Genomic DNA, 13,127 nt, shown 5'->3' with positions numbered 1-13,127 from the left:
CTATTTTAAATTATGGATTTAATTAATTTATTTACAAAGAGTATTTTCATAGAGAATATGGTTTTTGCCTATTTCTTGGGAATGTGTTCTTACTTAGCGGTTTCAAAAACAGTTAAGACTGCAGTAGGTTTAGGAGCGGCAGTAATATTTGTGCTTTTTATTACCGTTCCAGTAAACTACTTAATTGACAACTATTTGTTACAACCAGGTGCTTTATCTTGGTTAGGTGCTGAATTTGCAGAAGTAGATTTAAGCTTTTTGTCATTTATTATGTTTATTGCTGTAATTGCATCAATGGTGCAGTTAGTTGAAATGACAGTTGAAAAATTTGCTCCAGCTTTATATAGCTCACTAGGTATTTTCCTACCGCTTATTGCTGTAAATTGTGCTATTTTAGGTGGCTCATTATTTATGCAGCAAAAAGATTTTATAGGAATACACGAAGCAGGAGTTTATGGATTAGGAAGTGGAATTGGATTTTTTCTTGCAATTTTAGCAATTGCGGCAATACGCGAAAAAATTGCATATTCTAACGTTCCAGCTCCGTTAAAAGGCTTAGGAATTACCTTTATAATTACCGGATTGATGGCGATTGGATTTATGAGTTTTATGGGAATCGATTTATAAAAGAAAAAATTATGACAGTTATATTATCAAGTATTGTTGTTTTCTTAACCCTAGTTTTATTATTGGTGGTTATTTTATTAACAGCTAAAGCTAAACTTTCTCCTTCTGGACCAGTTACAATTAATGTAAATGGCGAAAAAGATATGGAAGTAGGATCAGGTTCTACTTTGCTTTCTACTCTAGGCGACAATAAGTTATTTTTACCTTCTGCTTGTGGTGGTGGTGGTACGTGTGTACAATGTAAATGTATCGTGAAAGATGGTGGTGGAGCAATACTTCCCACCGAAAAACCACACTTCACCAGAAAAGAAATTGCTGAAGGCTGGAGATTAGGTTGCCAAGTGAAAGTAAAGCAAGACATGAAAATTGAAATTCCAGAAGAGATTTTCGGAATTAAAAAATGGGATGCTACCGTAGTTTCAAACTATAACGTAGCTTCTTTTATCAAGGAATTTGTTGTTGAAATTCCTGAAGATATGGATTATAAAGCAGGTGGCTATATTCAAATTGAAGTACCCAAGTGTACAGTTGATTTTAAAGATATGGATATCACTGCTCATCCAGAAGAACATCCAGATCATAAAGACAAGTTTCAAAAAGAATGGGACAACTTTGGTTTATGGCCATTGACTATGAAAAATGATGAAGTTGTAGAGCGAGCCTATTCCATGGCTTCTTACCCAGCTGAAGGAAGACGAATCATGCTAAATGTGCGTATTGCTACACCACCATGGGATCGCGAGAAAAACGGCTGGATGGATGTAAATCCAGGCGTGGCATCATCTTATATTTTCAATTTAAAAGAAGGCGATAAGTGTGTGATTTCTGGCCCTTACGGGGAATTCTTCATCAACGAGTCTGAAGCAGAAATGCTATATGTAGGTGGTGGTGCAGGAATGGCGCCTATGCGTTCACACTTGTATCACTTATTCAGAACTCTTCAAACGGGTAGAAAAGTAACCTATTGGTATGGAGGTCGTTCTAAACGTGAATTGTTCTACACAGATCACTTTAGAGCTTTAGAGAAAGATTTCCCTAACTTCAAATTCTATTTAGCGCTTTCTGAACCTTTAGAAGAAGACAATTGGAAAGTGAAAAAAGACTTAGAAGACGATGGTGATGGTTTCGTAGGTTTCATTCACCAATGTGTGATTGATAATTATTTGAATCACCATGAAGAACCAGAAGAAATTGAATTGTATTTCTGTGGACCACCATTGATGAACCAAGCTGTTCAAAAAATGGGTGAAGATTTTGGAATCCCAGATGAAAACATTCGTTTTGACGATTTTGGTGGATAAACCTAAAATCATATATAAATTTAACCCGAGCTTTTTATTCGCTCGGGTTTTTTATTTTATTTTGTAATATGGCAATACTCGACGAACAACAACTGCATAATTTAGCAATGAATATTGTAGGAAAAGATTTAGAAAAACAAGGATATGAATTTCTTGGTGTAAATTCTAAATTGAAAAAAAATCCCCAGTTTGTTGCACTTCGTGATAAAAAACTCCATTTCGTAGTGGTTAGGGCAGTAAGGTATCCAAATGATCCTGCTTTATATGATGAAAAATTAATGACTAAAATGAAAGATCATGCTGACAAGTTCAACGCCAGAACCTTTTACGCTGGTGTAGGTTTAGCTCATCAAGCTAACTACGAATTGCCAGTTAATTCTGATGATGATTATGTGGTTCAATATGCAGGTTTAAAAGAAATAGTCTGATATGAAAAAAATATATTTCTTATGTATTACAGTAATTCTATTTTCGTGTGAATTAGATAAAAATCCAAGTCCACAAGTATATTCAGGAAATGCTTTAGGAACTACTTTTCAAATTCAGTTTTTTCATGAAAACGAATTGGAAATAGCAAAGCAAATCGATTCTACTTTTACAGTACTTAATCAGTCTTTGAGTACGTATATACCTACTTCTGATATTTCTAAAATCAACCATGGTGATTCTACTATTGTTGTTGATCAACAATTTGTTACAAATTTCAACACGTCTAAACAAATTTTTGAAATCACTGATGGTTATTTCGACCCTAGTGTAGGAATTTTAGTAAATGCGTATGGCTTTGGACCCGTAAAGTATAATATTCAAATGAATGATAAAAACATCGATTCATTAATGACTTTCGTAGGTTTCGATAAAGTTATTATGGATGCTAATAATCATGTAATAAAAAAGCATCCTAAAACTTTTTTAGATTTCAATTCCATTGCAAAAGGCTTTGCAGTAGATCGTCTAGCTGCTTTGTTAGACCAACTGCAAGTTGAAGATTATTTAGTTGAAGTTGGAGGTGAGTTAGTAGCAAGCGGCAAAAACCTAGCAAATAACAGTTCGTGGCGAGTTGGAATTGATAAACCCAGTTCAAATGAAACTGATCAGAGAGAACTGCTTCAATTTATAGTCCAATTAGAAAACCGTGCCATGGCAACTTCAGGTAACTATAGAAAGTTTAAAACCGATTCCTTAGGAAATAAATTTGTACATACCATCAACCCAAAAACAGGTAAAAGCGAAGCGTCAGATATATTAAGTGCAACCGTTTTTACTAAAAATTGTATGACTGCCGATGCCTATGCTACCGCATTCATGGCTATGGGTTTTGATAAAACAATTGATTTAATTCCGAAACTTGAAGATATCGACGTTATTTTAATTCATGCAAAAGGACAAGAAGTGGAAACCTATATTTCAGATAATTTAGCTGATTTTATCATTGACTAGATCAATTTTTCATTCACTTCAAAATAAATCTTTTAAAGTAATTCAATTTTAAGCCTTATAACAAACCGGTAAAATTTCTCCTTTTGCCAATCGGTATTTTTCAATTTTCTGTTCAGATAATTTTGAAGTGTAATCTACTTTATCTACTGTAAAGCCAACTGTTCTTAATTTATCAAAATAATCTCTTCCATAAACGCGAACATGGTCGTATTGACCAAAAATTTCAGCTCTTTTTTTTGGGTCGGTAATACTATCATCTTCAAAAGTTTCAGCTCTATTTAAATCCTGTGGAATTTGCAAAATCGCCATTCCACCAGGCTTTAAAATTCGGAATAACTCCTGCATCGCTTTTTCATCATCAGGAATGTGTTCTAAAACGTGATTACAAAAAATACAATCGAAGGTATTTTCATCAAAAGGTAAATCGCAAATATCGGCTTTTACATCGGCTAAAGGTGAATTTAAATCGGTTGTGGTATACTCCAAATGCTTCATTTGCTTGAAACGTTTGTAAAATGCTTGCTCTGGAGCAAAATGCAATACTTTTTGTGGTTTAGTGAAAAAGTCGGTTTCATTTTTCAACCACAGCCATAGTAATCGATGCCTTTCTAAAGATAAAGTTGAAGGCGAAAGTACATTGGGTCTTTGTTTTTCGTATCCATAAGGTAAGAAACTCCGAAACTGCTTCCCATCAATTGGGTCTTGGTGTTTATTTCCTTTGTAATACAAAACCAACAACGGCCGAACCCAATAACTCAAGCGAATTAAGAATGGTCTGGGAATGCTATTCAATACAAATTTGAAGATGCGCTTCAATATTATAGTTTTTGCGAAAATACAACTTTCGATTTCAGATTTCTGATTTTCGATTTCTGATTTTTTATAACATTATATTTCACACAAACCTGCCTGCCGGCGAGGCAGGGTTCACAGAGTCTGAGCACAAAGAATCGCAAAGTATTTTTTATCTCCAATAATTTTCTAAACTCTCGCAAAGCCGCAAAGCCGCAAAGTTTATGTCTCATTTCTTATCTCTCACCTCTCATGTCCCCAATCTACAATCAGCAATCAAAAATCTACAATCAGAAATCTACAATTCGCAATCAAAAATCATCAATCGCCAATCCCTAAACCACTTCCAAACTAGAATAACCCTGTCCGTTTTTACTGAGTTTTATTTGCGTTTGAATGCGTTCTTTCAAAGCTTCTACATGGCTGATGATGCCGATGGTTTTGTTGCTTTCGGCTTGCAAGCGTTCTAAGGTGTCCAGAGTTTGGTCTAAAGTTTCTGGGTCCAAAGTGCCAAAACCTTCATCGATAAACATACTGTTTATGCTTACATTTTTCGAAGCCAAATCTGAAAGTGCCAATGCCAAGGCTAAACTCACCACAAAAGTTTCCCCACCCGACAAAGTTCTTACCGACCTGCGCTCATTACCCATGTGGAAATCTACCGCCACCAAATCATCACCTTCATCTTTTGTTGGTCTGTCCAATTGATACCGGTCATTCAATTTGAATAATCGCTTGTTCGCCATACTCAACAAGTGTTGCAAACTTAAATCCTGTGCAAAATCATTGAATTTCTTGCCCGTTTTGTCGCCAATTAGTTCATTCATTAGCAGCCAATTTTCATTTTTAGCTTGGGTTTGTTCAATTTGTTTTTGTAGAGCTTGTATTTCTTTTTTGAACTCTTTTTGGTTTTCAATGGTTCTGGAAAGTTCAAGAAGGAGCTTCTCAGTTTCTTTAAGCTCTAGTTGTTTTTCTTGAATGTTTTGTTGAAGATGTTCAAGGTCTTCAATTGTAATTTTTCCTTTGAGTTCTTCAATGGCTTGTTGTGTATGTTTTACATCAATTTCAGCTTGTTGTTGAGTTTGAGTAAGTTCGGTAAGTTGATTTTGGAGCGCTTGGTAATCCAATTCTTTTAAGCGTGAAGCAGCAGCTTCTTCAATATTTTGGAAGCCTTTTTCCTTCACTTGAAGCAATAAATCTTGTTCTGCTTTTTCAAGTTTTGATCCTAAATTCTTTGCATCTTCTGATATAGTTTGTTGACTTTCTTCTTTTATTCGAAGATTCTCAAGCAACTTATCCCAATTGGATTTTAAGGAATTTACTTCGTTGTCAATTTCTTTTCCATTGTAAATTGAAGCCAATTCAGCTCTCACTTTTTTGCCTTTGATGGCAATTTTCTGCAAATCGTTCAGATTTACTAAAACCGAATCTATTAAACTAATTTGGTTTTTCAACTTGCTTTTTCTTTCTAAGGCAGTTCGTAATGCTTTCAATTTGTCAATAAATTCAGTCCATTGGGAATCTGCTTTTTGCTCAGCTAAGGATTGGAATCTTTCTTTCCAAATTTGTTGACTTTTTTCCAGTTTTTCTAGGTTTGCTTTTAACTGTTTTTGAAAACCTTCCAACTTGGTTTCACCTTGATTAAGCTTTCTTTTTTGCTCTTGATGTTGTTTTTCTAGTGTATTAATCTCTGTTTTTTTCTTTTCAATTTTAGCTGAAATTTCACCTTTATTTTCAGGATTTTCTTCAGCAAACGGATGTTCCAAGGAGCCACAAAGCGGGCAAGCTTCACCATCTTTTAAATTGGCTCGGTGTTTTTCTAAACTGGCTTTTAAAAGTTCTTGTTTTTCTTGAAGTTGAAGGTTTTCCAGTTGAAGCTTACTCAATTTCAAATCGGTTGCCAACTTTTCGAGTTGCTTCGGAAGAGCTGCTATTTCGCCTTCTGTTGCTTTTGATTGTTCATTTAATTCATCTTCCTGCTCTTTCAAATTTGAAATGGTCTGGTCTAGCTGTTTTGCTTCAACTGCCATTTCAATTTGGTTAGAAAGCTGATTTACATCTTGTTCACCAATTGCATTTTGATTTAATAAATTCTCAATTTCATTCAATTCATTTTTTAGCGATGAAGCACTTTGTTTGATTTTGATTTCAGCCTCTTCAAGTTTATTTAAATCGCAAGTGATACTTAAACTTTCCAAATCTTGTTGAAGCGGTTTTTTGATGAAGGAATATTCACTTCTTACTTCCTTTAAATCACTTTCTAAAGCTTTTACTTTTTGTCGAAAATCTTCCAATTTCACACTGAAATTTTCAGCTGATAAATCCGATTGCACCAAATTACTTCCAACTTTTAAACACTTTTCTTTGTCTTCTTTTAGCTTTTCAATTTCATTGGAAACTTGTTTGATTTGTGCATTGATGTGGCGAACTTCTTCGTTCCATTTTTGCCAATCTTGCAAGTCTTCTGCAAAAGCTTGGGTGTGTTGATGCTTCTGCATTTTAGTTTCATTGGCTTCGTTGAATTGTTTGATATTCACTTTTATCTTCGCTAACTTAGCTTCAAATTGACTGAATTTAATTTGCCATTTTTTCTGCTCGTCCACCAACTCTTTTTGCTTTTGCAATGCGGTTAATTCTTCTACTAGTTTTTCTTTTTCATCTTTTTTTAGTTGAAAAGCCTGCTGTTTTTTGTGGTACACTTCATCTTCCCATAATTTTGCTTCCACATCAGATTTGCGTTGTTTGTTTAGTGCGATTTCTTGCTGAATGGCTTTTGCCTTTTCATACGCCAACATGCCCAATTTTCGGTAGATGGCTGTTCCTGTAATTTGTTCTAAAATCTGTTTTCGCTCGCTGTCCTTGGCTTGTAGAAACTTCGCAAATTCACCCTGCGCCAACAAAATTGATTTTATGAATTGCGTATAATTCAAACCGATTAATGCTTCATTTTTAGCTGGAACTTCACTGCGTTTGATGTCCAATTCTTCATCGGTAATCAAGTTTCTAATCCGCATTTCGTATTCATTCAAATTGTTGTTTCTATTGTATTGAATATCCCAATGTGATAGAAATTTCCCAGCTGCAGATTCATACACCACTTCAGCAAATGCTTCTTTTTGGTGCCGAGTAATTACCGCTCCCGTTTTGGTCAATTCTGCTTTTGAAACTTTGTTCATGCGTGGAATTTGATTGAACAGCGCCAAACAAATGACATCCAGTAAAGTGCTTTTTCCGCTTCCGGTAGGTCCAGTAATGGCAAACAAAGAATTGGATTGCAAAGGTTCGGCTTCAAAGTCGATGAAATGCTCACCTTTTAAAGAGTTTATGTTTTTAAATTTGATTTGTAAAATTTTCATTTTTTGATATTTTAAGATGAAACAATTTCATCTTTCTCATAATGTTTAATATTAATTCTTATAATTCAGCCATCCACCCGCCTAAGGCGGGCGGGTCAAAGATGGCTAGGTTCTTACTGGTTTTCTTCAATTTCCTGAAGCAATATTTCAAAATTAGACATCAAGTTTTGTTTTTGTTCGCTGTTGAGTTCCGTTTCCGCAATGCGTTTTTCAAACACATCTTTGGCTTTCATTTCATCTAAATTTTGGTCGGGATGTGCAACTTCGCTCAAGCCTTTTTGCTTTTCTTCAAAATGAATGCGGTGTTTTACAATGCTGTATCCAGCAAGTTGAAAGTTTTCCATCAAGTTATTCAATAAGAATACAATTTGTGGATTGTGTTTTTTTTCAATGAGTTCAATTTCAATAAAATGGGTGAGTCGGTTATTAGTTTCTAAGTTGGCTAATTTCTGTTGAATTTCATTCAAATTTCCTTTCAACTTAATCAATTTTCGGAAACTCGGAACAGCAATTGAAGTGGGTACAAAACCATTTTTTGTATCGATGAGTAAAACCCTTTTTTCATCTTTACGTTCACTAAACGAAAGTTGAATTGGCGAACCGCTGTAGTAAATTGGAATTTCCGCTTTTACTTGTTGGGGTTGGTGAATGTGTCCCAACGCCACATAACTAAAATAATTTCCAAACTGCGAAGCTTCTACACCTGCTTGATTTCCGATTTGGATATCGCGTTCGCTTTCGGAAGTGCTCACGCCGTGGGTAAACAAATGTCCCATGGCAATGCAGGGAATTTCAGGATAGTTGGTTTGGGCAATCTCGGCAGCTTCTGTATAATAATTGGCAATGGCTTCTTTCAAATTTTGCAGTCGTTCTTCGTAGGTTTTGGCTACTTCTGCACTTTGTAAATCCTTGTTTCGTAAAAATGGAATGGCTGCCACCACCAATTCAATTTCTCCATTTTTTGAAGGGATAGGAATCAAAACTTCTTTCAATTTTTCAGGAAGACTTCCCATGACTTGCACATTGAGTTCGTTTAAAATGGCCTGTGGAGCATTCAACATGGAAGGCGAATCGTGGTTACCACCCGTGATGATGATTTGCAATCCTAGGTTTCTGAGCTTCAATATAGATTGATAATACAAGCGTTTTGCTTCGTTTGAAGGATTTGCCAAATCGAAAACATCACCAGAAACCAGTAGTACATCTACTTGCTGTTCATCAATTTCTTTGCAAAGCCATTGTATGAATAACTCAAAATCTTCCGATAAATCTTGTTTATGTAGCTTTTTACCAATGTGCCAATCGGCGGTGTGAAGGATTTTCATCTTGCTTAATTTTGAAGATGAAAATACATAAAAACTATTATTTTACTGAAATTGTCTCCTCGTGTTTTTCAAATTTATACTGGGGCTATTTCATCTCTTGCTTCAAAAACAGAGCGGCAATCAAAATAAATCCAACTCCCGTAAGCAAAGGTGGTAACATGTCGTTTTTTGCTCCTAAAACAATCATTACTACTGCAATCACAATAAGTAAGCTGATTACTATTTTTTTCACTTTTGAGAATTTTGGTTGAATGTAAGGAAAAATATAGGAATTTAATTTTACAGTTCGACTGTAAGAAAAAATTACACTAAATACATATTTAAAGTACAAAAACACGGCAATTATAGTTATTTGCCGTATATACACATCATAATAGTGTAAATGGCTGTTATACATATCACAGAACAAACAATTATGTTTGTAGTCGATATACTTGGTGAGAAAATTGAATTAGAGATAGAAATTAGACAGAATTCAATAACCTATCTTTGCTAAAAATCAACACAATTTGAATTTATCGTATTGGGAGCAAAGAATTTGGTTTAGCAATGTAGATTTTTGCATTGTAGGTAGCGGCATCGTAGGCTTATCTTGTGCACTTCAACTAAAAAAAAGGCATCCCAAAGCTAAAATTATAGTCTTAGAAAAAGGAATTTTACCCCAAGGTGCTAGTACCAAAAATGCAGGTTTTGCCTGTTTTGGAAGCGCAAGCGAATTACTTTCAGATTTAAAAAACCACAGCGAAGAAGAAGTTGTGAATTTAGTAAAACAACGCATCGATGGACTAGAGTTGTTGAAATCTACTTTAGGTGAAAAGCAAATCGATTACCAACAAAACGGCGGTTATGAAGTTTTTTTGAAGAAAGACAAAGCCTTGTTTGAAGAATGCAAAGCCAATTTAAATCGGCTCAATAAATTATTGAAACCTGTTTTTAAAGCGGATTTTTTTCAGTTGAAAACCAACAGCTTTGGATTTAAAAATACATTAGAACAATTGATTTTCAATCCTTTTGAAGGGCAAATCGATACGGGAAAGATGATGCAAACTTTATTGCAAAAAGTGCAAAGCCAAGGTGTTTTTGTTTTGAATTCGGTAAAAGTCAAGTCTTTTTCAACGGAAGCCGAAGCAGTACATATTCAGTTGAATAATTTCAGTTTCAAAACCAAGCATTTCTATATCGCCACCAATGCTTTTGCATCTGAATTACTAAATTTGGAAGTTACTCCTGCAAGAAACCAAGTCTTGATTACTCAACCTATTCCAAATTTACACATAAAAGGTACTTTTCATTTGGATGAAGGTTTTTATTATTTCAGAAACATTCACCATCGGATTTTGCTTGGCGGCGGCAGAAATTTGGATGAAGTAGGGGAGACCACTTCGGTTTTAGCTACCACAGAACGCATTCAAAATGCGTTGGAAAATTTGCTTCATCAAGTAATTTTACCTGATCAACAAGTTGACATTGACCAACGTTGGAGTGGAATTTTAGGTGTTGGAAATCAGAAAAAACCCATTGTAAAAACAGTTGAAAATCGGGTACGTTGCGCTGTGCGTTTAGGCGGAATGGGTGTGGCGATTGGAAGCAATATAGGTAAAGAATTAGCAAATTTAATTGATTAATGAAAAACGATTTAGACCTAGGATTGAAACAAAAAGCAAAAGCAGCTTGTTTAGGAAAATTACAAGTCAGAATGCAAGTCTGCCATAATCAATTGAATGAGATTCAAGCTGATTTGGCCAACGAAAGCAAAAGCAGCGCAGGCGATAAATACGAAACTGGTCGTGCTATGCTGCAAATTGAACGTGAAAAACTAGGGAAACAACTAGCCGAATTGGAACAATTGGAGCAAGTTTTGTTTTCGATTTCAACTGAACAAAAACTCCACAAAATTCAGTTGGGTAGTTTCGTAAAAACTACCCAACATAACTATTTTATTTCGGTAAGTTTAGGTGAAATAAAACTAGATGATATTTCGTTTTATGCCATTTCGAAACAAACGCCCATCGCACAGGAATTATTGGGAAAAGTGGAAGGTGACAAAATAAGTTTTAGGAATACTTCTTTTGAGATTCAGCATATAGTTTAGCTTAACTCTAAAATATTTTTAAAGCTTATTTTTTTCAAATCAAACAAAATCTGACTAATACATGATGAGTAGAAATCCTTTTTTATTGAATTTTTTAAGGTTTTAAAATTTTAAATCGTAATTTTATTATCTAATATGTAAAAGTTTATGAAGAAATATTTATTTTTCACAGCTGTATTTTTTGCTTTTTATACTTGCTTAAGTGCTCAAGAATTTATTACAACTTGGGCAACAATAAATAGTAATTCATCGATTACTTTTGAAGTTACGACTGATGGCCCCGTTAGCTATACATGGCAGGCTTTAAACTCATCTGAATCTGGTTCAGGAAGTTTTGAAGGTCCAGTAGTGACACTTTCTGATTTGCCTATCAATCAAAATTTTTCCTTGGCAATGGAATCTGAAAACCTTAAGGCATTTAAAAATGTGTTCGGTTTTTTTGCTTACAGATTGAAAAATGTTAGTCAATGGGGTGATGTTGAATGGGAAACCATGGAAGACGCTTTTGTGCAAATTGAATCAGTTACAGCAACAGATATACCTAATTTATCCAATTGTACTAGCCTTAAAAATATGTTTAAAGGTAGCATATTATTGAATTCACCTTTCAATATTAATTTTTGGGATGTTTCAAACATTACAAATATGTCAGGAATGTTTCAAGGTTGCCGAGCCTTTAACCAAGCCTTGAGTCAATGGGACGTTTCAAGCGTAACCAATATGTCGAGCATGTTTCAGGATGCTAGACTTTTCAATCAAAATATCGGCAGTTGGAATACGTCTAATGTAGTTACAATGCGTAAAATGTTTAAAGAAGCTCAGAGTTTTGACAGAAACATTAATAATTGGAATACAGAAAATGTAACCGATATGTCTGAAATGTTCTTTGGTTTAACAAATGCGTCTATACCATATCAATTCAATAAAAATCTTGGCGACTGGAATACTGCTAATGTTACAAACATGTCTGGTATGTTTCGAGGTGCAGCTTTTTTTAATCAAGATATTGGTAATTGGGAAACATCTAGCGTAACCGATATGTCTGATATGTTTAGAGAAGCATATTCTTTTAACCAGAATATTGGCAATTGGGATATGGCTAACGTAACCAATACCGCCCGAATGTTTTTTATTCCCATTTTTTCTAATTTGTCCTATGATAGTAATTTCAATAATGGTGGAAGTTCATCTATCGAAAATTGGGATACATCTAACATTGTAAACATGTCTGAAATGTTTTTAAAAGCAGAATCTTTTAATTACAATCTAGGGAATTGGAATTTAAATGATGATGTAGATTTATTTGGAATGTTGGACCGATCAGGATTAGACTGTGGAAATTATAGCCAGACTTTAATTGCATGGAACAACAATCCCAATACACCCAATAATAAAATTTTAGGAGCAACTTTCTTGGAGTATGGCCCTGAAGCAGAAGATGCTATTGAAAATCTTGTGGTAAATAAAGGTTGGGGATTTTCGGGTCATGACGTGTTAAGTACAATTCCTAATTTTTCGATAAATAATTCAATTTGTGAAGGTGAAGAGGTTTCACCATTGCCATCCATTTCTGATGATGGAATTACTGGTACTTGGTTTCCAGAATTTAATTCCACTGAAACAACTACGTATACATTTACTCCAAACGAAGGAGAATGTGCTCTAGAAACAAGCCTTAGCATTAATGTGAATTCGGTCGAAAATCCAACCGGAGAAGCTCAACAAACTTTTGTTTCAGGCAGCACACTAGCCGATATAGAAATCAATCCATCTACCATAGTTTGGTATGCAAGTTTAGAAGATGCGGTAGCCAACACAAACGAAATTCCGATAACTACCGAACTAGAAGATTCAACAGATTACTTTGCTGTTAATGATGATGGCTTATGTAGAAGGGAACCATTTGCGATTACTGTTTTTTTAACCTTAAGTATTCAAAATAATGATTTTGTTTCCTTGCAATATTTTCCAAATCCGGTGAAAAACAACCTACGGATTGTTAATGCTGAACCTATTCAACGGGTTAAGATATACAACCTTTCGGGTAAGCTTTTGCTCGAAAAGCAATTTAATAATGCTGAAATAGATATTAATCTAGTACGGCTTTCAACATCAACTTATATTGCCGTTGTAGAAACTGAAAATCAATCTACAAGCTTTCAAATTATAAAACGATAATGTAAATTTCCAAATC

Annotated in this window: 11 protein-coding genes; 7 read left to right on the top strand and 4 right to left on the bottom strand. The window is 34.7% G+C overall.

Annotated elements, in window-relative coordinates; translation table 11 throughout:
* Positions 1-12 precede the first annotated feature (12 nt).
* From nqrE to IEV72_RS07495, 4 genes are all read left to right on the top strand, one after another.
* Positions 13-627 carry an NADH:ubiquinone reductase (Na(+)-transporting) subunit E gene (gene nqrE / locus IEV72_RS07510; protein WP_188458485.1) on the top strand — a complete coding sequence of 205 codons (615 nt, stop codon included), beginning with the start codon at positions 13-15 and terminating at the stop codon, positions 625-627.
* A gap of 11 nt (positions 628-638) precedes the next feature.
* Positions 639-1,928 (top strand): NADH:ubiquinone reductase (Na(+)-transporting) subunit F, encoded by a 1,290-nt coding sequence (nqrF, locus tag IEV72_RS07505; RefSeq protein WP_188458484.1) that lies wholly within the window; start codon positions 639-641, stop codon positions 1,926-1,928.
* A 68-nt stretch (positions 1,929-1,996) separates the two neighbouring features.
* Positions 1,997-2,356 (top strand): DUF8840 domain-containing protein, encoded by a 360-nt coding sequence (locus tag IEV72_RS07500; RefSeq protein ID WP_188458483.1) that lies wholly within the window; start codon positions 1,997-1,999, stop codon positions 2,354-2,356.
* A gap of 1 nt (position 2,357) precedes the next feature.
* Positions 2,358-3,368 carry an FAD:protein FMN transferase gene (locus IEV72_RS07495; RefSeq protein ID WP_188458482.1) on the top strand — a complete coding sequence of 337 codons (1,011 nt, stop codon included), beginning with the start codon at positions 2,358-2,360 and terminating at the stop codon, positions 3,366-3,368.
* A 48-nt stretch (positions 3,369-3,416) separates the two neighbouring features.
* Here the strand turns inward: IEV72_RS07495 and IEV72_RS07490 are convergent, their stop codons facing one another.
* The 4 genes from IEV72_RS07490 to IEV72_RS07475 form a co-directional block, all read right to left on the bottom strand.
* Complete coding sequence (locus IEV72_RS07490; protein ID WP_188458481.1) at positions 3,417-4,184, bottom strand: class I SAM-dependent methyltransferase; 768 nt, start codon at positions 4,182-4,184, stop codon at positions 3,417-3,419.
* Between the two features lie 311 nt (positions 4,185-4,495).
* The gene (locus tag IEV72_RS07485) at positions 4,496-7,516 is read right to left on the bottom strand and encodes an AAA family ATPase (protein WP_188458480.1); all 3,021 of its coding nucleotides are present in this window, start codon (positions 7,514-7,516) and stop codon (positions 4,496-4,498) included.
* A 113-nt stretch (positions 7,517-7,629) separates the two neighbouring features.
* Entirely contained in the window at positions 7,630-8,841 is a 1,212-nt protein-coding gene (locus IEV72_RS07480; RefSeq protein ID WP_188458479.1) for an exonuclease SbcCD subunit D C-terminal domain-containing protein, read from the bottom strand.
* An 85-nt stretch (positions 8,842-8,926) separates the two neighbouring features.
* Positions 8,927-9,073, bottom strand: coding sequence for a hypothetical protein (locus IEV72_RS07475; protein WP_188458478.1), 147 nt, complete (start codon positions 9,071-9,073; stop codon positions 8,927-8,929).
* A gap of 277 nt (positions 9,074-9,350) precedes the next feature.
* Here IEV72_RS07475 and IEV72_RS07470 point away from each other — a divergent pair, with 277 nt between their 5' ends.
* From IEV72_RS07470 to IEV72_RS07460, 3 genes are all read left to right on the top strand, one after another.
* Positions 9,351-10,466: an NAD(P)/FAD-dependent oxidoreductase gene (locus IEV72_RS07470; protein WP_188458477.1), complete on the top strand. Its 1,116-nt coding sequence runs from the start codon at positions 9,351-9,353 to the stop codon at positions 10,464-10,466.
* Positions 10,466-10,933: a 3-oxoacyl-ACP synthase gene (locus tag IEV72_RS07465; RefSeq protein ID WP_229731833.1), complete on the top strand. Its 468-nt coding sequence runs from the start codon at positions 10,466-10,468 to the stop codon at positions 10,931-10,933. Before IEV72_RS07470 ends, IEV72_RS07465 begins: the two co-directional genes overlap by 1 nt.
* Positions 10,934-11,080: 147 nt before the next feature.
* Positions 11,081-13,111 (top strand): BspA family leucine-rich repeat surface protein, encoded by a 2,031-nt coding sequence (locus IEV72_RS07460; protein ID WP_188458476.1) that lies wholly within the window; start codon positions 11,081-11,083, stop codon positions 13,109-13,111.
* The last annotated feature ends 16 nt before the right edge of the window (positions 13,112-13,127 follow it).

This window comes from Psychroflexus planctonicus (assembly GCF_014640195.1).
Lineage (GTDB): Bacteria > Bacteroidota > Bacteroidia > Flavobacteriales > Flavobacteriaceae > Psychroflexus > Psychroflexus planctonicus.
Note: the sequence above shows the minus strand (reverse complement) of the source record. Positions and strands in the feature narration are given on the sequence as shown.